Origin of the sequence: Streptomyces sp. NPDC048504 (assembly GCF_043200035.1) — a bacterium.
GTDB lineage: Bacteria > Actinomycetota > Actinomycetes > Streptomycetales > Streptomycetaceae > Streptomyces.
Genome location: NZ_JBICXA010000025.1, coordinates 17,479 through 37,434, shown reverse-complemented (window position 1 = coordinate 37,434; position 19,956 = coordinate 17,479). Strand labels below are relative to the sequence as shown.

Here is a 19,956-nt window from a genome sequence, read left to right as displayed (position 1 = left end):
ACGGCATGAGCCCGTACCTCGCCGCGGAAGACCTCTCGATGTTCGGCCGCGACCCCTGGTGGCTGGTCGTCGTCAAAGCGGTGTTCTGCTTCGCGTTCCTGATGATCACCGTGCTGTTCTCGATCGTCTGGGAACGCAAGGTCGTCGCCTGGATGCAGCTGCGTATCGGACCCAACCGGCACGGCCCCTGGGGCATGCTCCAGTCGCTCGCCGACGGCGTGAAGCTGATGCTCAAAGAAGACCTGATCGTCAAGCGTGCGGACAAGCTGATCTACATCCTCGCGCCGATCGTCGCGGCCGTCCCGGCCTTCATGGCGATCGCGGTGATCCCCTTCGGGCCCGCCGACAACGAGGTCTCGATCTTCGGCCACCGCACCACGATGCAGCTCACCGACCTCCCGATCGCGATGCTCTACATCCTCGCGGTCGCCTCGGTCGGCATCTACGGCATCGTGCTTGCGGGCTGGAGCTCCGGCTCCACCTACCCGCTGCTCGGCGGACTGCGCTCCTGCGCGCAGATGATCTCCTACGAGATCGCGATGGGCGCCGCGTTCGCCTCGGTGTTCCTCTACTCCGGGTCGATGTCGACCTCGACGATCGTTGAACAACAGCACGACCGCTGGTACATCATCCTGCTGCCGGTCTCCTTCATCATCTACATCATCACGATGGTCGGCGAGACCAACCGCGCCCCCTTCGACATGCCGGAGTCCGAGGGCGACCTGGTCGGCGGCTTCAACACCGAGTACTCGTCCATCAAGTTCGCGCTCTTCATGCTCGCCGAGTACGTGAACATGGTGACGGTCTCCGCGGTGTCGACCACGCTCTTCCTGGGCGGCTGGCGGGCCCCGTGGCCGATCAGCTCCTTCTGGGAGGGCGCGAACCACGGCTGGTGGCCGATGCTCTGGTTCGTCGTCAAGGTCCAGCTGCTGCTGTTCTTCTTCATCTGGCTCCGAGGCACCCTCCCGCGCGTGCGCTACGACCAGTTGATGAAGCTCGGCTGGAAGGTCCTCATCCCGGTCTCCGTCGTCTGGCTGATGCTCGTCGCGACCGTGCGGACCCTGAAGAACGAGAACTACGACTTCGCCGACATCGCCCTCTACATCGGCGGCGGTGTGCTCGTCCTGCTGTTGCTGTCCTTCATCGCGGACATGTTCCGCCAGAAGGCCAAGGACGACGCGCAACCGGCCGAGGAACCCGCCGGGTTCGACGCGATGGCGGGCGGATTCCCCGTACCGCCGCTGCCGGGACAGGAGTTGCCACCGGTGCCCCGGCGCCCCTCGCGCCGCGAGCGGGAGTTGATTGTCAGTGGCGGGTCGGACACTGGCAGTGACGGATCTCTGGATGGAAAGGAGGCGTCCGATGGCTGAGGAGCCCAAGGAGACCAAACCCGGTTTCCAGAACCCCGTGGCCGGCTTCGGCGTGACCTTCAAGGCCATGTTCAAGAAGCGGCTGACCGAGCAGTACCCGGAGCAGGAGAAGACCACAGCCCCCCGGTTCCACGGACGGCACCAGCTCAACCGCCATCCGGACGGCCTGGAGAAGTGCGTCGGCTGCGAGCTGTGCGCCTGGGCCTGCCCCGCCGACGCCATCTATGTGGAGGGCGCCGACAACACTGACGAGGAGCGCTACTCGCCGGGCGAGCGGTACGGCCGCGTCTACCAGATCAACTACGCCCGCTGCATCCTGTGCGGCCTGTGCATCGAGGCGTGCCCCACGCGCGCGTTGACGATGACCAACGAGTTCGAGCTGGCGGACACCAGCCGCGCCAACCTCATCTACACCAAAGAACAGCTGCTGGCCGGCCTGGAGGACACCATGGTCGACAGCCCGCACGCCATCTATCCGGGGATGGACGAACAGGACTACTACCGGGGCCTGGTGACGGAGGCCGCGCCCGGCACGGAGCGTCAAGTGGCGCTCTCCAAGGGCGAGGTCCCGCAGGAGGCGTCCTCCACCTTCGGCGAGGACGAGCCGGCGTCCGGGAAGGTGATCGGCCGATGACCGCGCAGTTCGCCGCCGCCTATTCCACCTCCACCGGCGAGGCCTTCCAGTTCTGGGTCCTCGGCACGGTCGCGGTGATCGGCGCCCTGTCCACGGTCCTCATGAAGAGGGCGGTGCACAGCGCCCTCTCCCTCGCCGGGACCATGATCGTCCTGGCGGTCTTCTACCTCGCCAACGGCGCCTACTTCCTGGGCATCGTGCAGATCGTCGTCTACACCGGCGCGATCATGATGCTGTTCCTCTTCGTGGTGATGCTCGTCGGCGTCACGGCCGCCGACTCCCTGACGGAGACCATCAAGGGTCAGCGCTGGCTGGCCCTTCTCTGTGGGCTCGGCTTCGGCGTCCTGCTGTTCGCGGGCATCGGCAACGCCTCGCTCACGCAGTTCGACGGGCTGAGCACGGCCAACGCGAACGGCAACGTGGAGGGACTGGCCGCCCTCATCTTCACGAAGTACGTGTTCGCCTTCGAAATCACCGGCGCTCTGCTGATCACGGCCGCCGTCGGCGCCATGGTGCTCACGCACCGCGAGCGCACCGAGCGGCCCAAGACCCAGCGCGAGCTGTCCGAGCAGCGCGTCCGCGAGGGCAAGCACGTCCCGCCGCTCCCCGCCCCCGGCGTCTACGCCCGGCACAACGCGGTGGACATCGCGGGCCTGCTGCCCGACGGCACCCCGTCCGAGCTCACGGTCAGCAAGACGCTCCGTGACCGCGGCCAGATCCGTGACGTGTCCAGCGAGGCGCTCAACGACCTGCGGGCCCTGGAGCAGCGCGCCGAGGAGCGTCTGGAGCGCACCGAGATCGAGCCGGCGAACCTCAAGCGGACCGAGGAGGCGTCGAAGTGAACCCCGTCAACTACCTCTATCTCTCCGCCCTGTTGTTCACGATCGGCGCCACCGGGGTGCTGATCAGGCGGAACGCGATCGTCGTGTTCATGTGCATCGAGCTGATGCTCAATGCCTGCAACCTCGCGTTCGTCACCTTCTCCCGGATGCACGGCAACCTCGACGGTCAGGTCATCGCCTTCTTCACGATGGTCGTCGCCGCCGCGGAGGTCGTGGTCGGGCTCGCGATCATCGTGTCGCTGTTCCGTTCCCGCCACTCGGCCTCGGTCGACGACGCCAGCCTGATGAAGCTCTGAGGGGTCGCTGAATCGTGGAGAACCTGATTGCGCTGCTCGTAGCGGCGCCTCTGCTCGGAGCGGTCGTCCTGCTGTGCGGCGGCCGGCGGCTCGATGCCGTCGGCCACTGGATCGGCACGATCCTCTCGTCCGCCTCCTTCGTGATCGGTGTCGTCCTCTTCACCGACCTGCTGGGGAAGAACGCCGAGCACCGGACGCTCATGCAGCACCTGTGGACCTGGGTCCCCGTCGAGGGCTTCCAGGCGGACGTCACCTTCCGCCTCGACCAGCTGTCGATGACCTTCGTCCTGCTGATCACCGGAGTCGGCTCGCTCATCCACCTGTACTCGGTCGGGTACATGGAGCACGACGAGCGCCGGCGCCGTTTCTTCGGCTATCTGAACCTGTTCCTCGCGGCGATGCTGATCCTCGTCCTCGCCGACAACTACCTGCTCCTGTACGTCGGTTGGGAAGGCGTCGGTCTCGCCTCCTACCTGCTGATCGGCTTCTGGCAGCACAAGCCCAGCGCGGCGACCGCCGCGAAGAAGGCCTTCCTGGTCAACCGGGTCGGCGACATGGGCCTGTCGATCGCCATCATGCTGATGTTCACGACGTTCGGGACCTTCGCCTTCGGGCCGGTCCTCAGCCACGTCGGTGACGCCTCCGAGGGCAAGCTCACGGGCATCGCCCTGATGCTGCTGCTCGCCGCCTGCGGCAAGTCCGCCCAGGTGCCGCTGCAGTCCTGGCTCGGCGACGCGATGGAGGGCCCGACCCCGGTCTCGGCCCTCATCCACGCGGCGACCATGGTCACCGCCGGCGTGTACCTGATCGTCCGCTCCGGAGCGATCTTCAACGCGGCCCCCGACGCCCAACTCGTCGTCACCGTCGTCGGTGCCGTCACGCTCCTGTTCGGTGCGATCGTCGGTTGCGCGAAGGACGACATCAAGAAGGCCCTCGCCGGCTCGACCATGTCGCAGATCGGCTACATGGTCCTCGCCGCGGGCCTCGGCCCCATCGGCTACGTCTTCGCGATCATGCACCTGGTGACGCACGGCTTCTTCAAGGCCGGGCTGTTCCTCGGCGCCGGTTCGGTCATGCACGGCATGAACGACGAGGTCGACATGAGGAAGTACGGCGGCCTCAGGAAGTACATGCCGGTCACCTTCATCACCTTCGGCCTCGGCTACCTCGCCATCATCGGCTTCCCGGGACTGTCCGGCTTCTTCTCCAAGGACAAGATCATCGAGGCGGCCTTCGCGAAGGGCGGCACCGAGGGCTGGATCCTCGGCGGCAGTGCCCTGCTGGGCGCGGCCATCACCGCCTTCTACATGACCCGCGTGATGCTGATGACGTTCTTCGGAGAGGAGCGCTGGCGCAACCAGCCGACTCGCTCGCCCGACGCGCCCAGCGCGGAGCCGGTCGCCCAACACCGCGGCGAGCACGCTGAGCCGCACCCGCACGAGTCCCCGAAGTCCATGACCATTCCCATGATCGTGCTGGCCGTCGGCTCCGTCTTCGCCGGTGGGTTCTTCAGCATCGGCGACCGCTTCCTGCACTGGCTGGAGCCGGTCACCGGCCACAGCGAGGGCGACTCCCCGCTCAGCGCCGCGACCGTCACCGGCGCGACGATGGTGTGTCTGCTCATCGGTGTCGGCATCGCTTGGGCGCAGTACGGCCGCCGTCCGGTCCCGGCCGTCGCCCCGCGCGGGTCGCTGCTCACCCGGGCCGCCCGCCGCGACCTCCTCCAGGACGACTTCAACCACGTCGTCCTGGTGCGCGGCGGCGAGCACCTCACCCGCTCCCTGGTCTACGTCGACCACACCCTGGTCGACGGCGTCGTCAACGGCACGGCGGCCTCCATGGGCGGCCTCTCCGGAAGGCTGCGCAAGCTGCAGAACGGCTACGCGCGGTCGTACGCGGTCTCGATGTTCGGCGGTGCGGCCATCCTCGTCGCCGCGACCCTGCTGATGAGGGCGGTCTGATACCGATGTCCTTTCCCCTCCTGACAGCGACGGCGGCGCTCCCGGCCCTCGGGGCGGTGGCCACGGCCGCCGTCCCGGCCGCCCGGCGCACCGCCGCGAAATGGCTGGCGCTGCTGGTCTCGCTGGCGACGCTCGCGCTGGCCATCACGATCCTGGTGCGCTTCGACCCGGGCGGCGACCGCTACCAACTCACCGAGTCCCACGCCTGGATCGCCGACTTCGGGGTCCGCTACGAGCTGGGTGTCGACGGCATCGCGGTCGCGCTCCTCGCGCTCACCGCCCTGCTGATCCCGTTCGTGATCCTGGCCGGCTGGCACGACGCCGACCCCCTGGAGACGGGCAACAAGCGCTGGCGGCCCACCCAGGGCTTCTTCGCTCTCATCCTTGCGGTGGAGGCGATGGTGATCATCTCCTTCGAGGCCACCGACGTCTTCCTCTTCTACATCTTCTTCGAAGCCATGCTGATCCCGATGTACTTCCTCATCGGCGGCTTCGGGGACAGCGCGCACGAGCACGGCGACGAGGCGGCGGCCACCCAACGGTCGTACGCGGCGGTCAAGTTCCTGCTCTACAACCTGGTCGGCGGGCTCATCATGCTGGCGGCCGTGATCGGCCTCTACGTAGTGGCCGGGAACTTCTCGCTCGCGGACATCGCGCAGGCTCGGGCCGACGGTTCGCTGCACATGGCGACCAACACCGAACGCTGGCTGTTCCTGGGCTTCTTCTTCGCCTTCGCGGTGAAGGCGCCCCTGTGGCCGCTGCACACCTGGCTGCCCAACGCTATGGGCGAGGCGACGGCGCCGGTCGCCGTACTGATCACGGCAGTCGTCGACAAGGTCGGCACCTTCGCGATGCTCCGCTTCTGCCTCCAGCTGTTCCCGAACGCGAGCAAGTGGGCGACGCCCGTGATCCTCGTCCTCGCCGTGATCAGCATCATCTACGGCGCGCTGCTCGCGGTCGGGCAGCGGGACATCAAGCGGCTGGTGGCGTACGCCTCGATCTCGCACTTCGGGTTCATCATCCTGGGCATCTTCGCGATGACCAGCCAGGGCCAGTCCGGCGCGACGCTCTACATGGTCAACCACGGTATTTCCACGGCCGCGTTGATGCTGGTCGCCGGGTTCCTGATCTCGCGGCGCGGCTCGCGTCTGATCGCCGACTACGGAGGGGTGCAGAAAGTCGCCCCGGTGCTCGCGGGCACCTTCCTGATCGGCGGACTGGCCACGCTGTCGCTGCCGGGACTCGCGCCCTTCGTGAGCGAGTTCCTGGTCCTGGTCGGCACGTTCTCGCGCTACCCGGCGATCGGGATCATCGCGACCTTCGGCATCGTCCTCGCCGCGCTGTACACCCTCGTCCTCTACCAGCGGACGATGACGGGCCCGGTGAAGCCCGAGGTCGCCTCGATGCCGGACCTGCGCGCGCGTGAACTCGTCGTCGTCGCCCCGTTGATCGTGCTGCTGGTCTTCCTGGGCGTCTACCCGAAGCCCGTCACGGACATCGTGAACCCGTCGGTCAAGCAGACCTTGTCCGACGTGCACAAGAAGGATCCCAAGCCCTCGGTGGAGGCGGCCAAGTGAGCGCAACAGCCGTCCACAGCCTGTGGACAACGGCGGCAACCGCGGCCGACCCGATCTCCAAGATCGACGCGCCGAAGATCGAGTACGGGCAATTGTCGCCCACCTTGATCATCCTCGGCGCGGCCCTCATCGGGGTCCTGGTCGAGGCGTTCGTCCCGCGCAAGTCCCGTTACTACGCCCAGGTGTTCGTGTCTGCCGTAGCGCTCTGTGCCGCCTTCGCGGCGGTCGTGGCGCTCGCGGCGGACGGCTACGGCACCACCAAGGCGCACATCGCGGCGATGGGCGCGATCGCGGTCGACGGACCGGCCCTGTTCCTCCAAGGCGTGATCCTGCTGTCCGGACTGGTCGGCCTGTTCACCTTCGCGGAACGGCGACTCGACCCCGAGGCGCACGGCAACCGCGTCGACTCCTTCGCCGCGCAGGCCGCCTCCGTACCGGGCAGCGACAGCGAGAAGGCCGCGGTCAAGGCCGGGTTCACCACCACGGAGGTGTTCCCGCTCCTGCTCTTCGCGGTCGCCGGCATGCTCGTCTTCCCGTCGGCCAACGACCTGTTGACCCTGTTCGTGGCGTTGGAAGTCTTCTCGCTCCCGCTCTACCTCCTGTGCGCCCTGGCCCGCCGCAAGCGGCTCCTGTCGCAGGAGGCCGCGGTCAAGTACTTCCTCCTCGGCGCCTTCGCCTCCGCGTTCACCCTCTTCGGCATCGCACTGCTCTACGGCTACGCGGGCTCGATGTCGTACGCCACGATCTCCCAGGTCGTCGACGGCTCCATCACCAACATCAACCCGGCCCTCGCCGACACCATGGGCAACGACGCGCTGCTGCTCATCGGCGGCGCGATGATCGTCATGGGGCTGCTGTTCAAGGTCGGTGCGGTGCCGTTCCACATGTGGACGCCCGACGTCTACCAGGGCGCGCCGACCCCGGTCACCGGCTTCATGGCCGCCGCGACCAAGGTCGCCGCCTTCGGAGCGCTGCTCCGGCTGCTCTACGTCGTGCTGCCGGGCCTGCGCTGGGACTGGCGGCCCGTCATGTGGGGCGTGGCGATCATCACGATGCTGGGCGGCGCGATCGTCGCGATCACCCAGACCGACATCAAGCGGCTCCTGGCGTACTCGTCGATCGCGCACGCGGGCTTCATCCTCGCGGGTGTCATCGCGACCACCCGGGACGGCGTCTCGTCGGTGCTCTTCTACCTGGGCGCCTACTCGTTCGTGACGATCGGCGCGTTCGCGGTCGTCACGCTCGTCCGGGACGCGGGCGGCGAGGCGACGCACCTGTCGAAGTGGGCGGGGCTCGGGCGGAGGTCGCCGTTGGTCGCGGCCGTGTTCGCGGTGTTCCTGCTGTCCTTCGCGGGCATTCCGCTGACGGCCGGCTTCGCCGGGAAGTTCGCCGTGTTCAAGGCGGCGGCGGCCGGCGGCGCGGCCCCGCTGGTCGTGGTCGGTGTGCTCTCCTCCGCCATCGCGGCGTTCTTCTACATCCGCGTGATCGTGCTCATGTTCTTCAGCGAGCCGAGGCCCGACGGCCCCACCGTCGCGGTCCCGTCCCCCCTGACCATGGCGACGATCGGGGTGGCGGTGGCGGCCACGCTCGTCCTCGGTGTGGCCCCGCAGTACTTCCTGGACCTGGCCAACCAGGCGGGAGTCTTTGTTCGCTGAGGGCAGGCCGAAGGCCCCGGTTCCCCATGAGGGAGCCGGGGCCTTCGGCTGTGTGAGGTCAGGCCTTCGGGCAGACGACCTCGGGGTTCCAGGGTGCGAACAGGCCCTTGGGGTTGGGCTTGTAGATCCAGGCGTGAAGGGTGAAGTAGCCGGGGAGTTTCGGGTCCTTCTGGAAGGTCTGCCCGAACAGCGTCGGCGCGGTCGTCTGGCCCGTGTCCTTCACCATCCACTCCACCGCGACCAGTCGGCGCCCTTCGACGAAGTCGGACCCGTCCGCGTACAGCAGGGCCGCCGGTTTCGCCGGATCGACTGAATCGATGTTCGCCGGGTTGATGTAGTGGTAGCCCATGCCGCCCTCGGGCGGCTTGGCGACGCAGTCGTCGGAACGTTGGTATCCGGCGCTCGGGACAAGCGCGAACGCCTCGTACCCGTACTTCGCCGTGGCCTGGTACGTCTTGCTCAGCGTGGTCCACGCGGACGGGTCGGGGTCGGACGCGGCCTGGGCCGGGGCGGCGGTCAGCGCGAAGGCCGCGGCCGTCGCCACCGCGAGGGCGGTCTTGACGGCGCTCCGCAGGGGCCGCGAGGACAGGGGCCGAGGGGACATGGTGGGGCTCCTTGGACTTTCGGGAGGCGTCCGCACGCACGGCGCGCCGTCCGTTCGGGGCGTGGCGGGCCTCCGCGGTCCCGCCCGAGCAGCATGTTCCGGCCGTGGTGGTCGCGCCATGTGACGGACGCCATTCGAATGACCACACTCGGTCACGACAGCCAGCCTGTGGATAACTCCGACGGTGTCAGCGCGGAGCCCTATCGTGGACGCAGTGGTCGAGGGACGACGTACGGGGGACGAGCGATGCACGGGATGGGCGGGACGGTTGTGACGACCGAAGTACGGACGCCGGCGGCACAGGGCGAGAGCGAGGCACTGGCCACGCTCCACCGCGTCTTCGGCTACGACAGCTTCCGCGGCGAGCAGGAAGAGGTCATCGAGCATGTGGTGGCGGGCGGCGACGCCGTCGTCCTCATGCCGACCGGCGGCGGCAAGTCGTTGTGCTACCAGATCCCGTCCCTGGTCAGACCCGGTACGGGAGTGGTCGTCTCGCCGCTGATCGCGCTGATGCAGGACCAGGTGGACGCGCTGCGGGCGCTCGGGGTGCGCGCCGGGTTCATGAACTCGACGCAGGACTTCGACGAGCGGCGCGTGGTCGAGGCGGAGTTCCTGGCGGGCGAGCTGGACCTGATCTATCTCGCGCCGGAGCGGCTGCGGCTCGACAACACGCTGGACCTGCTGTCGCGCGGCAAGATCTCGGTGTTCGCGATCGACGAGGCGCACTGCGTCTCGTCCTGGGGTCACGATTTCCGCCCGGACTATCTGTCCCTCTCGGTGCTCGGCGAGCGCTGGCCGGACGTCCCGCGGATCGCGCTCACGGCGACGGCCACGGACGCGACGCACAAGGAGATCACCCAGCGGCTGAACATGCCGAGCGCCCGGCACTTCGTGGCGAGCTTCGACCGGCCCAACATCCAGTACCGGATCGTGCCGAAGGCCGACCCCAAGAAGCAGCTGCTGAGCTTCCTGCGCGAGGAGCACGCGGGCGACGCGGGCATCGTGTACTGCCTGTCGCGCAAGTCCGTCGACACGACCGCCGAGTTCCTGTCGCGCAACGGCATCGAGGCGGTGCCGTACCACGCGGGCCTGGACTCGGGCACGCGCGCGGCGCACCAGTCCCGGTTCCTGCGCGAGGACGGGCTGATCGTCGTCGCGACCATCGCCTTCGGCATGGGCATCGACAAGCCGGACGTACGGTTCGTCGCCCACCTCGACCTGCCCAAGTCCGTCGAGGGCTACTACCAGGAGACAGGTCGTGCCGGGCGAGACGGAATGCCCTCCACGGCATGGATGGCGTACGGCCTGAACGACGTCATACAACAGCGCAAGATGATCCAGTCCAGCGAGGGCGACGAGGCGTTCCGCCGCCGGGCCGCCTCGCACCTGGAGGCCATGCTCGCGCTGTGCGAGACCGCGCAGTGCCGGCGCGGCCAACTGCTCGCCTACTTCGGGCAGGACCCGGACGCGGCGGGCTGCGGCAACTGCGACACGTGCCTCACCCCGCCGGAGACCTGGGACGGCACGGTCGCCGCGCAGAAGGTGCTGTCCACGGTGGTGCGGCTGCAGCGGGAGCGGGGCCAGAAGTTCGGCGCCCTGCAGATCGTCGACATCCTCCTGGGGCGCCGGTCGGCCAAGGTGATCCAGTTCGACCACGACCAGCTGTCCGTGTTCGGCATCGGCCAGGACCTGGCCGAGGGTGAATGGCGGGGCGTCGTACGGCAGTTGCTGGCGCAGGGGCTGCTCGCGGTCGAGGGGGAGTACGGCACGCTGGTGCTCACCGAGGCGAGCGGCACGGTACTGCGGCGCGAGCGCGAGGTACCGCTGCGCAAGGAACCGAAGAAGCCCGCCGGCTCCTCCCGGTCGGGGTCCTCGTCCTCGGGCCGGGGCGAGCGCAAGGCCAAGGCGGCGGCGGTGGAGCTGCCGGAGTCGCTGCAACCGGCCTTCGAGGCGCTGCGAGCCTGGCGTGCGGAACAGGCTCGCGAGCAGGGGGTTCCGGCGTACGTCATCTTCCACGACGCCACGCTGCGGGAGATCGCGACGGTCTGGCCGACGTCGGTGGGGCAGCTCGGCGAGATCAGCGGCGTCGGCGAGAAGAAGCTGGCGACGTACGGGGAGGGCGTGATCGGGGTGCTGGCTTCGCTGGGTGAGGCCCCGGCCATGCCTCCGGCCGCGGTGCAAGTGCCGGCACAGGCACAGGCATCGGCACCTGCGTCGGCACCCGCGTCGGGGCGGGCGGCGAAGGATGTTGACCCCGGGGCGGACTACTGGCCGGAGATGGATGCGGAGCCGGAGCCCGAGGACTGGATGTAGGGGCTGGGACCGGGGTGTTGGGGCCCGGACGCGGGCGTGAGCGGTCCCCGTACGGTCCCCAGCCCAGCCCAGCCCAGCCCAGCCCAGTGCGGTCAGGCGGGGAACGTCGGCGCGGCGTCGTAGGTCCGGGGGCCGGGATGCAGGGAATTTGCTACGGCCGTCGGTCCAGGGTCGGCAGCGTCTGGCGCTCAGCCCAGGACAGTGAGCCCGGGTCCTCAGCCCAGTGCCGTGAGCCCCGGCGCGAACACGATCAGCAAGGGCAGCAGCGGGACCAGGGTCGCCACCGTCGTCGTCAGGGCTCGGTGGCGGCGGCCCAGCCTCGGGCGGGGGTCCAGGAGACGGTTGACGCGTTCGCCCAGGAGGCGGTGGCTGGAGGCGCAGGAGAGGACGCCTCGGTGGTTGTTGAGCTCGATCAGGGCCAACGCCGTGGTCAGGTGGCCGCATTGGCGGGAAGCCGTGTCGTCGGCGGCCAGCTCGACCAGGCGGTGCGTCTGGTCGCAGAAGTGGGCGAAGAGCGGGACGTGCGGGAAGCCCGAGGCCAGTGCGGTCGACAGGTGCAGGAGCCAGTCGTGGTGGGCGCGGGCGTGGCCGCGTTCGTGGGTGAGGACCGCGTCGAGCTGGTGGCCGGTGAGGCGGTGCAACGCGCCTGTGGTGACGACCAGTTGGGGCGGGTGGCCGGGCATCCACCAGGCGTCCGGGTACTCGTCCTCCAGGACCAGGAGGGGGCCGCGCGCCGGGGGCAGGCCGGCCGGCAGGTCGGGGGCGCGTTCGCGGAGATGGGCGCGGGCCTGGCCCCGCCGGCGGCGGGCCTCGGCGAGTTCGCGGGCCAGCATCGCGGTGGTCCATGCGGCGCCGCAGGCGAGTGACAGCGTGAGGGCGACCGCCCAGACGGGGGCGGCGGAGAGGTCGTAGGCCGCGGTGACGGCCGGGGGAGCAGGGGCGAAGACATGATCGCGGACGGTGTGGAAGACGGCGGCCGCGCCCAGGACCAGGGCGCCCAGGCAGCACAGCAGGACCGTGGCGACCAGGCACTGCCACACCCACAGGCCGATCACGGGTTCCCGTTCGGGCCACACCGCCCGGGTCAGCGCGCGCGGAGCCGGCACGGCGGCCGAGAGGGCGACGACGCTCAGCAGGAGCAGGCAGACAGTCATGCCACGGGCTCCGGATCCTGGTCGGCGGAACGAACGGAACGAACGGAACAAACAGGGGGAGACGAAGGTGCGGGTGCGGCTGTACCCGAGGGCGGGCGCACGACATGTGTGCCGCCCGCCGTCAGTATGACTGCACGGGCGGCTGGAGTCAGGTGTACAGAGACCACCGGACTCATCTCACCCACCGCCCCTCGCGCCTCAACCCCGCGCCACGATCAGCCCGCCGGCCCTGTCGCCTCAGCCCCGCGCCACGATCCGCCCCGTGACATCGCCCAGCCCCACGCGCGTGCCGTCCGCGCCCGGGGCCCATGCCGACAGGGTCACGACATCGCCGTCCTCCAGGAACGTCCGCTTGCCGTCCGGGAGTTCGAGGGCATCGCGGCCGTTCCAGGTCAGCTCCAGGAGCGAACCCCGCTCGCGTTCGGTCGGGCCGCTGACCGTGCCGGAGCCGTAGAGGTCGCCGGTGCGGAGGGAGGCGCCGTTGGCCGTCATCTGGGCGAGCTGCTGGGCGGCGGTCCAGTACATGGTGGAGAACGGCGGCTCGGACACCGGGTGGCCGTTGATCGCGACGGTGATGCGGAGGTCGTAGCCGCCGGGTTCCTCGGCCGAGTCGTCCAGGTAGGGAAGGAGGTCGTGCGTGCGCTCCGGCGGTGCTACCCGCGACTCCTCCAGCGCGTCCAGCGGGGTGATCCACGCCGACACGGACGTGGCGAAGGACTTGCCGAGGAACGGGCCGAGGGGGACGTACTCCCAGGCCTGGATGTCGCGTGCCGACCAGTCGTTGAGGAGGCACAGGCCGAAGACGTGTTCGCGGAAGTCGGCGAGCGGCACCGGCCGGCCCATCGTCGACGGCGCGCCGACCACGAAGCCGACCTCCGCCTCGATGTCCAGGCGGACCGACGGGCCGAAGACCGGCGTGGGGTCGGCTGGGGACTTGCGCTGGCCGGACGGGCGTACGACATCCGTGCCCGAGACCACGACCGTGCCGGCGCGGCCGTGGTAACCGATGGGCAGGTGCTTCCAGTTGGGGGTCAGGGAGTCGGGGGCGTCGGGGCGGAAGATGCGGCCGACGTTCCGGGCGTGGTTCTCCGAGGCGTAGAAGTCGACGTAGTCCGCGACCTCGAAGGGGAGGTGCAGGGTCACCGACGAGAGGGGGTGGAAGTACGGGGCGATCGTGTCCTGGTGGGACGGGACCGTCACCCACGCGGTCAGCGCGCGGCGGACGTCGGACCAGGCCGTGTGGCCCGCGGCGAGGAGCGGGGTGAGGGTGGGGTGCGCCAGGAGGGAGGCGTACGGCGAGCCGAGCGCCTCCGCTGCCGCCCCCGCGTCGAGGACGTGGTCGCCGAGCCGGACGCCGACGGTCCGGTCGGCCGAGCCGACGGGCGAGAAGACGCCGTAGGGAAGGTTGTGCGGGCCGAAGGGGTCGCCTTCGGGAAGATCGAAGGGGGGCATGGGTGCTGCCTCACTCTCGTGCGTACGCGCATGTGGCCGCGCCACACGTTACGGGTGAGTTGCGGGAACCGGCAGTGTCTAAAGAGTTCGCAATGTCCGAATAGGCCTTGTCGGAAGCGGCAATTCCGGCTTAGCGTCCTTTGGGGGACACGGACGGGGTGGGTCCGGTCCGTAGGGGGGACACGTGGGGGGACCCGTGGCCAAGCGCTCCAGCAGCGTGCCTTTCGAGGCCGACCGCGAAGTGCCGGGCCTGATCGTGAAGTTCGGCGACTATCCGCTGCATCACGGCGGGGTGGGCGCGATCCGGAGTCTCGGGCGCCTCGGCGTGCCGATGTATGCGATCACGGAGGACCGTTACACGCCGGCGGCCGCGTCCCGATATCTGGAGCGCGCGTTCGTGTGGCCGACGACCGGCACGGAGGAACCCGGGCGACTGGTGGAGGGTCTGCTGCGCATCGGGCGCCGCATCGGCCGGCCCACCGTCCTCATCCCCACGGACGAGGAGGCAGCCGTCCTGATCGCCGAGCACCAGGACGCACTCGGCTCCCGCTTCCTCTTCCCGCGTGTGGAACCGAAGTTGCCGCGTCACCTCGCGAGCAAGCAGGGGCTGCACGAACTCTGCGTGGAACACGGCATCCCCAGCCCCGCGGCGGCCTTCCCGCAGTCGTACGACGACATCGTCGAGTTCGCCGAGAAGGCCCGCTTCCCGCTGGTGGCCAAGAACAGGGAGGCGTTCGTACGGCGCTCCCGGCCGGCCGTGAACGGTACGACGAGGATCACGACCCGCGAGGGGCTGCTCACACTGGCCCGGGACTGGGGCGAGCACCCCGGGGTGATCCTCCAGGAGTACCTGCCGAGGGAGGACGCCGAGGACTGGATCGTGCACGCGTACTTCGACCAGGACTCGACCCCGCTCGCCATGTTCACCGGCGTGAAGGTGCGCTCCTGGCCGCCGCACGCGGGCATGACGGCACATGCCTATGTCGTGGACAATCCGGAACTCGCGGACCTCGCCGCACGTTTCATCAAACAGATCGGCTTCACCGGAGTCATCGACCTCGACCTGCGCTTCGACCGGCGCGACGGTCAGTACAAACTGCTCGACTTCAACCCCCGCATGGGCGCCCAGTTCCGGCTCTTCGAGAACGAGTCGGGGGTGGACGTGGTCCGCGCCATGCACCTCGACCTGACCGGCCGCTCCGTCCCCGAAGGGGAACAGCGCGCCGGCCACCGGTACATCGTGGAGAACATCGACCTGCCCGCCCTCCTCGCCTACCGCCGCAGCGGCTATACGACGCCGCACGCACCGGCGCGGGCGAGCGGGACGGAGCTGGCCTGGCTCGCGGGTGACGACCTGCGGCCGTTCTTCACGATGCTGGCCCGCTTCGTGCGGCCGGGCGCGAAGCACCTGTATCAGCTGTGGCGCACCAACCGGCGCGGCAGCGGCATCAGCAGAGGCAAGCAGTAACTCCAGCAGCAAGTAGCTCAAGGGGCCCGAGAGTTGGATCAGCGGCCCAGCACGAAGTGACGAATTGACGTCCTGGGGAGGGACTTCGTGATTCAACCGGTAGCAGTCATCGGCGCCGGGCCGTTCGGCCTGTCCACCGCCGCGCATCTGCGGGCACGCGGCATTCCGGTCCGTGTCTTCGGCGAGCCCATGGTCAGCTGGCGTGACCACATGCCCGCCGGGATGCTCCTGAAGTCGACCCCCGCCGCCTCCAACCTCGACGCCCCGCAGCCCGGCCACAACCTCGTCGACTACTGCGACGCGGCCGGCATCCCCCGCCTGGTCACCGACGAGGACATCATCCCCGTGGAGACCTTCATCGCCTACGGCGAGTGGTTCCAGCAGAAGCTGGTGCCCGAGCTGGAGCGGGTACGGGTCGTCTCCGTGGACCGGAAGGCGGGCGGCGGCTTCGAACTCAAGCTGGACTCGGGGGAGTTGTGCACGGCGAGGGCGGTCGTGGTCGCGACCGGCCTGTACGGCCTGGCCCACCTCCCGCCGGAGCTGGCCGCGGCGGCGGTCGACGGGCCCGCGCCCGCCGCTCCCGTCTCGCACAGTTCGCAGCACCACGACCTGAGCGCGTTCAAGGGCAAGGAGCTGATCGTCGTCGGCGCCGGTCAATCCGCCCTGGAGACAGCGGTGTTGGCGGCCGAGGCGGGCGCGAACGTGCGGATCGTCTCGCGCGGGCACGGCCGGGTCGCCTTCGGCGCACCTCCGTGGAAGCAGCCGAAGCTGCGCCCCGAGTCGCCGTTCGGGCGGGCATGGTCGCTGTGGGCGCTGAGTTACCACCCCCAGCCGTACCGCTACCTCCCCGAGCAGACCCGGCACTACCTGGTCCGCCGGGTGCTCGGGCCGCTCGGGGCGTGGTGGCTGCGCGAGCGGTTCGACGAGAAGGTGCAGGTCAGCGAGGTCGAGCGGATCGTACGGACGGAGGCGGGCGGCGGCGCGGGCGCGGCGAACGGCGGCCCGGTACTCACCGTCGCGACGCCGGGCGGGAGGACGCAGCAACTCACCGCCGACCACGTCATCTCCGCGACGGGGTACCGGGTGGACATCGCGGCGATGGACTTCCTCGGGCATGAGCTGCGCACCCAGCTGGCGGTGAGCCGGGGTACGCCGAAACTCGGCGCCGGGTATGTGTCGTCCGTGCCGGGGGTCTACTTCACAGGGCTGCCGTCGGCGTCGTCGTACGGGCCGGTGATGCGCTTCGTGTGCGGGACGGAGTTCGCGTCGCCGAGGCTGGCGAACCATCTGGCGGCCGCGCACGGGTAGGTGAGCGCCGGGGAGGGCGGCGCACGGTTCGGTCGGGGCAGGGGCTCAGTGGGTCACAGGCCCACTGGGCACGGAACGGGCGACGCGGAAGCCGACGTCGTCCACGCGGAAGGTCGGGTGGCTCCGGCGGCGTACGGAGGCGCGGCAGCTCCAGTGCTCGTCGAACCAGCCGCCGCCGCGCAGTACCCGGTAGGTGCCGTAGACCTCGGGGTCGTAGAGATCCCAGCACCATTCCCATACGTTGCCCAGCATGTCGTGCAGGCCCCAGGGGTTGGGGAGTCGGGCGCCCGGTTCGTGGGGCCGCTCGTCGGAGTTGCCGCGGTGCCAGGCGATGTCGTCGAGGGGGCCGTAGCGCGGGCCGCTCGTCCCCGCCCGGCAGGCGTACTCCCACTCGGCTTCGGTGGGGAGGCGGTAGCCGTCGGCGGAGGGGTCCGGCTGTACGGCTGCCTCGCCGTGCGCGTCGAAGGCGTACACGGGCTTCAACTCCTCTTGCAAGGAGAGGGAGTTGCAGAACAGAACCGCGTCCCGCCACGACACGGTCTCCACGGGGAGGCGGTCGTTGCCCTGTGCGGTGCTGGGGCGTTCGCCGGTGACCTGGGCGTACTGCTCCTGGGTGACGGGGAGGGTGCCGAGGTGGAAGGGGGCGAGGTCGACTGTCCAACTCCGTTGCGTGCGGCGGTCGGAGAGGGTGACCCGGCCGGGCGGGACGGGGGTGAGATCGAGGTGGGTGGTTCTACCCATGGGTTACGTCAGCTCCGTGAGCATCGGGCTCAGCCGGACGGCGAGTTGAGGGTCGGAGAGGTCGAGTTCCGCTGCCGTGGCCGTGATTGTCGCGGTGAGCGCGCGACGGAGTTCCGGTTCCGTGAGGGAGCGGATGAGGGTGGACTCCAGCGGGGTCGTCACCTCGTCCGGCAGCAGGTGGGCGCCCTTCGAGTAGGCGGTGGGGAGACCGAGGCGTAGGCAGGCCAGGGCGATCAGTTGGTCGCGCAGGGCGTTGATCCAGTGTGCGGCCTGCCAACTGCGGCCCCGTTCAAGGCAGATGCGGGCGTGCAGGGCGTGGTGCCAGGCGTAGCCGATCAGGGTGTTGCGGTCGGGCGGGGGAAACGGCGGCTGTTCGTGTGGGGTGCCGAAGTGTGTCTGCCAGGCCGGACCCCGCGCGCCGAACTCCGGCTCCGGGGCGAAGGTGAGGTCCAGCTCCACCCACCCGGGCAGCAGGAACACGCGGATGACGCCGGTGCCGCCCACGTCGAGATCCCAGTGGTGCCGGGCGTCGAACTCGTCGTGGATCCACGCCGTCCAGCGACCCACGGCCTCGGCGACATCGCCCCGCACGGCCAGCACGACGTCCGTGTCCGACCAGCGGTCGCCGGTACCCGTGGCGTGCGAGCCGGTGTAGGCGAAACCGGTGATCGAGTCGTCGGCCTCGGCGTGGGCGAGGAGTCGGGCACGGGTGCGGTCGCGTTGTCCGGGGGTGAACATGCCTCGATGATGCATTCCAGGTCATCGCGACGCGTTGTCAGTGGGGCAGGGCATGATCCGGTGGATGCGCTGTACGACGTGGACTTCGGACCGGATGTTCGTCTCCTACGGGCAGTACTACCTGCAGGGCGACGAATTTCTCAGCGAGTACGACGACGCCGACACGGTCAGGCGGATCTTCGAGGGAAACAGCCTGGCGGCAGGGGGCCCGGAACACCTCACGGTGCTCGCGGGCACCCACACCGGCTGGATACGCCTGACCACCCAACACCGCGCGGACGAACCACCGTTGCCGGGCGAGGAGTGGGAGACGGTGGTGGACGTGAGCATCTGCAGCACAAGTGGCAGCCTGTGGCTGTTCCGGTGGGGCGGTGACGTCGAGGAGGACGCCGGGAACTTCGCGACGGTCGGCGCGGGCTGGTATCGCGTCCGCGTGCAGACACGGGGACGCGATGAAGGCGACGGGCACGCGGGCGACACCCCGGTGGAAGAGCACTTCCTCAGCGTGTGGCCGGCACCGCCTGAACCCGACGCCGTGCACCGGGCGAACGACACGCTCGCCCGCACGCACTACGACCCAACCCGGCCTCCCGGCCAGCCTGTTCAGCCCTGAGCCGCCTTGCCCGCGGCATTACGACCGGTAGCCGCCCAGTGTCCTCAACCCCGGCAGCGCCTTGTCCTGGAAGTCGAACAACGCCAGGTTCTCCCACGCGTTGCCCGATGTCGGGTCGGTCGGGTCCCAGCCGTCACCGGCCCGGTACGTCCAGACGCCTTCCCAATAGCAGTAGCCCAGCCCCTTGTTGCCGGGAACGTTCGCCATCAGGTCGGCCACCGTGCGGAGCCACGCCGCCTGGCCGGCCGGGGTCGCCGGATAGCCCTCCGTGAGCTGCGAGGGGTCGTACATGATGTCGTTCGTCGCGTCCTCGCTCTCCAGCGTGAACGGGTACGCCGTCTCCGCGATCAGCACAGGCTTGTCGTAACGGGCCGCCAGATCCGCCAAGTTGGCCGCCGCGGCCTCCGGGGCGCCGTGCCAGAACGGGTAGTACGACTGGGCGATGATGTCGAAGTCGACGCCGTCGGCGACCACGTTGTCGTACCACCAGCGTGACGTGCCGTTGTCGCCGCCGGAGGCGATGTGGAGCATCGTGCGGATGCGCGGGGTCGTGTCGCGCGCCGCGTTCAGGCCCGCCTTGAGGAACGTCGTCAGGTTGCCCCAACCCCCGCTGTCGTCACCCCAGTTCTTGCCGGTCGGCCAGAGCAGCCCGCCGTTGATCTCGTTGCCGATCTGCACCAGGTCCGCCGGGGTGCCCTGGCGGCGCAACGCGCCCAGCACGTCGGCGGTGTGGTCGTAGACCGCGCGCGTCAGGCCCGCCACGTCCAGGTCCGCCCAGGCCGCCGGCTTGGTCTGGTGGGACGGGTCCGCCCACGTGTCGGAGTAGTGGAAGTCGACCCAGATGCCGATCCCCGCCCGGCGCAACCGCTTCGCCAACGGCAGGATGTGCCTCTTGTTGTTGTAACCGTCGGCCGGGTTCACCCAGACCTTGAGGCGCGCGTGCGTCACGCCCGCGTCCGCCAGGATGCGGATCGGGTCGTCCCGGCGCCCGTCCGCACGGCGGTAAATCGCCCCGCACGCCTCGTCCTTGGGAAGCGACGAGATGTCCATCCCCCGGATCTCCAACCGGCGCCGGTCCGACCCACCCCCGCTCGACGTGCCGGTACCGGTGCTCGCCACGGCCGGTGCCGCGCCCAACACCGGCACCGCGAGTGCCGCCGCCCCCGCCGCCGTAAGAACACTGCGTCTGCGCATCACAAAGCTTCCCTTCAGTAAGTGACCAAAGAAACA

Annotated in this window: 17 protein-coding genes; 11 read left to right on the top strand and 6 right to left on the bottom strand. The window is 69.5% G+C overall.

All coding sequences use genetic code 11. The annotated features are described in order from the left end of the window. Positions 1-5: 5 nt before the first annotated feature. From nuoH to nuoN, 7 genes are read left to right on the top strand one after another with little or no spacing between them, the layout of a single operon-like run. On the top strand, positions 6-1,370 hold the full coding sequence (gene nuoH / locus ACGFY9_RS44465) for an NADH-quinone oxidoreductase subunit NuoH (RefSeq protein WP_393764327.1): 1,365 nt from the start codon (positions 6-8) through the stop codon (positions 1,368-1,370). Further along, positions 1,363-2,004: an NADH-quinone oxidoreductase subunit NuoI gene (gene nuoI / locus ACGFY9_RS44460; RefSeq protein WP_393764166.1), complete on the top strand. Its 642-nt coding sequence runs from the start codon at positions 1,363-1,365 to the stop codon at positions 2,002-2,004. Before nuoH ends, nuoI begins: the two co-directional genes overlap by 8 nt. Next, entirely contained in the window at positions 2,001-2,846 is an 846-nt protein-coding gene (locus ACGFY9_RS44455; RefSeq protein WP_393764164.1) for an NADH-quinone oxidoreductase subunit J, read from the top strand. The genes nuoI and ACGFY9_RS44455 overlap by 4 nt, the downstream gene beginning before the upstream one ends. Next, complete coding sequence (nuoK, locus tag ACGFY9_RS44450) at positions 2,843-3,142, top strand: NADH-quinone oxidoreductase subunit NuoK (RefSeq protein WP_016437642.1); 300 nt, start codon at positions 2,843-2,845, stop codon at positions 3,140-3,142. Before ACGFY9_RS44455 ends, nuoK begins: the two co-directional genes overlap by 4 nt. Positions 3,143-3,156: 14 nt before the next feature. After that, positions 3,157-5,103, top strand: a complete 1,947-nt coding sequence (nuoL, locus tag ACGFY9_RS44445) for an NADH-quinone oxidoreductase subunit L (RefSeq protein WP_393764162.1) — start codon at positions 3,157-3,159, stop codon at positions 5,101-5,103. 5 nt (positions 5,104-5,108) lie between these two features. Then, entirely contained in the window at positions 5,109-6,680 is a 1,572-nt protein-coding gene (locus ACGFY9_RS44440; protein ID WP_393764160.1) for an NADH-quinone oxidoreductase subunit M, read from the top strand. Continuing rightward, positions 6,677-8,335, top strand: coding sequence for an NADH-quinone oxidoreductase subunit NuoN (gene nuoN / locus ACGFY9_RS44435; RefSeq protein ID WP_393764158.1), 1,659 nt, complete (start codon positions 6,677-6,679; stop codon positions 8,333-8,335). Before ACGFY9_RS44440 ends, nuoN begins: the two co-directional genes overlap by 4 nt. A 58-nt stretch (positions 8,336-8,393) precedes the next feature. Here nuoN and ACGFY9_RS44430 read toward each other — a convergent pair whose 3' ends face one another. Continuing rightward, positions 8,394-8,939 (bottom strand): hypothetical protein, encoded by a 546-nt coding sequence (locus tag ACGFY9_RS44430; protein ID WP_393764156.1) that lies wholly within the window; start codon positions 8,937-8,939, stop codon positions 8,394-8,396. Positions 8,940-9,194: 255 nt separating this feature from the next. On the opposite strand from ACGFY9_RS44430, the gene recQ reads away from it, so the two are divergent. Next, positions 9,195-11,252: a DNA helicase RecQ gene (recQ, locus tag ACGFY9_RS44425; protein WP_393764155.1), complete on the top strand. Its 2,058-nt coding sequence runs from the start codon at positions 9,195-9,197 to the stop codon at positions 11,250-11,252. A gap of 215 nt (positions 11,253-11,467) precedes the next feature. On the opposite strand, the gene ACGFY9_RS44420 is transcribed toward recQ, so the two are convergent. Together ACGFY9_RS44420 and fahA are read right to left on the bottom strand one after the other, a co-directional pair. Further along, positions 11,468-12,406 carry a M56 family metallopeptidase gene (locus ACGFY9_RS44420; protein ID WP_393764153.1) on the bottom strand — a complete coding sequence of 313 codons (939 nt, stop codon included), beginning with the start codon at positions 12,404-12,406 and terminating at the stop codon, positions 11,468-11,470. 237 nt (positions 12,407-12,643) lie between these two features. Further along, the gene (gene fahA, locus ACGFY9_RS44415) at positions 12,644-13,858 is read right to left on the bottom strand and encodes a fumarylacetoacetase (RefSeq protein WP_393764151.1); all 1,215 of its coding nucleotides are present in this window, start codon (positions 13,856-13,858) and stop codon (positions 12,644-12,646) included. Positions 13,859-14,075: 217 nt separating this feature from the next. On the opposite strand from fahA, the gene ACGFY9_RS44410 reads away from it, so the two are divergent. Together ACGFY9_RS44410 and ACGFY9_RS44405 are read left to right on the top strand one after the other, a co-directional pair. After that, on the top strand, positions 14,076-15,326 hold the full coding sequence (locus ACGFY9_RS44410) for an ATP-grasp domain-containing protein (RefSeq protein ID WP_393764325.1): 1,251 nt from the start codon (positions 14,076-14,078) through the stop codon (positions 15,324-15,326). Between the two features lie 87 nt (positions 15,327-15,413). Continuing rightward, positions 15,414-16,634: an NAD(P)-binding domain-containing protein gene (locus tag ACGFY9_RS44405; RefSeq protein ID WP_393764149.1), complete on the top strand. Its 1,221-nt coding sequence runs from the start codon at positions 15,414-15,416 to the stop codon at positions 16,632-16,634. 45 nt (positions 16,635-16,679) lie between these two features. On the opposite strand, the gene ACGFY9_RS44400 is transcribed toward ACGFY9_RS44405, so the two are convergent. Together ACGFY9_RS44400 and ACGFY9_RS44395 are read right to left on the bottom strand one after the other, a co-directional pair. After that, entirely contained in the window at positions 16,680-17,375 is a 696-nt protein-coding gene (locus tag ACGFY9_RS44400; RefSeq protein WP_393764147.1) for a formylglycine-generating enzyme family protein, read from the bottom strand. A 3-nt stretch (positions 17,376-17,378) separates the two neighbouring features. Continuing rightward, the gene (locus tag ACGFY9_RS44395; RefSeq protein ID WP_393764146.1) at positions 17,379-18,113 is read right to left on the bottom strand and encodes a hypothetical protein; all 735 of its coding nucleotides are present in this window, start codon (positions 18,111-18,113) and stop codon (positions 17,379-17,381) included. 64 nt (positions 18,114-18,177) lie between these two features. On the opposite strand from ACGFY9_RS44395, the gene ACGFY9_RS44390 reads away from it, so the two are divergent. Then, positions 18,178-18,726: a hypothetical protein gene (locus ACGFY9_RS44390; protein WP_393764144.1), complete on the top strand. Its 549-nt coding sequence runs from the start codon at positions 18,178-18,180 to the stop codon at positions 18,724-18,726. A gap of 18 nt (positions 18,727-18,744) precedes the next feature. Here ACGFY9_RS44390 and ACGFY9_RS44385 read toward each other — a convergent pair whose 3' ends face one another. Next, positions 18,745-19,920 (bottom strand): arabinogalactan endo-beta-1,4-galactanase, encoded by a 1,176-nt coding sequence (locus ACGFY9_RS44385; protein WP_393764142.1) that lies wholly within the window; start codon positions 19,918-19,920, stop codon positions 18,745-18,747. Positions 19,921-19,956: the final 36 nt, after the last annotated feature.

Bases quoted from the DNA above. Each gene is read 5' to 3' on its own strand.
- nuoH (WP_393764327.1), top strand. From the start codon at position 6: ATGAGCCCGTACCTCGCCGCGGAAGACCTCTCGATGTTCGGCCGCGAC.
- nuoI (WP_393764166.1), top strand. From the start codon at position 1,363: ATGGCTGAGGAGCCCAAGGAGACCAAACCCGGTTTCCAGAACCCCGTG.
- ACGFY9_RS44455 (WP_393764164.1), top strand. From the start codon at position 2,001: ATGACCGCGCAGTTCGCCGCCGCCTATTCCACCTCCACCGGCGAGGCC.
- ACGFY9_RS44440 (WP_393764160.1), top strand. From the start codon at position 5,109: ATGTCCTTTCCCCTCCTGACAGCGACGGCGGCGCTCCCGGCCCTCGGG.
- ACGFY9_RS44430 (WP_393764156.1), bottom strand. From the start codon at position 8,939: ATGTCCCCTCGGCCCCTGTCCTCGCGGCCCCTGCGGAGCGCCGTCAAG.
- recQ (WP_393764155.1), top strand. From the start codon at position 9,195: ATGGGCGGGACGGTTGTGACGACCGAAGTACGGACGCCGGCGGCACAG.
- ACGFY9_RS44420 (WP_393764153.1), bottom strand. From the start codon at position 12,406: ATGACTGTCTGCCTGCTCCTGCTGAGCGTCGTCGCCCTCTCGGCCGCC.
- fahA (WP_393764151.1), bottom strand. From the start codon at position 13,858: ATGCCCCCCTTCGATCTTCCCGAAGGCGACCCCTTCGGCCCGCACAAC.
- ACGFY9_RS44400 (WP_393764147.1), bottom strand. From the start codon at position 17,375: ATGGGTAGAACCACCCACCTCGATCTCACCCCCGTCCCGCCCGGCCGG.
- ACGFY9_RS44395 (WP_393764146.1), bottom strand. From the start codon at position 18,113: ATGTTCACCCCCGGACAACGCGACCGCACCCGTGCCCGACTCCTCGCC.
- ACGFY9_RS44390 (WP_393764144.1), top strand. From the start codon at position 18,178: ATGCGCTGTACGACGTGGACTTCGGACCGGATGTTCGTCTCCTACGGG.
- ACGFY9_RS44385 (WP_393764142.1), bottom strand. From the start codon at position 19,920: ATGCGCAGACGCAGTGTTCTTACGGCGGCGGGGGCGGCGGCACTCGCG.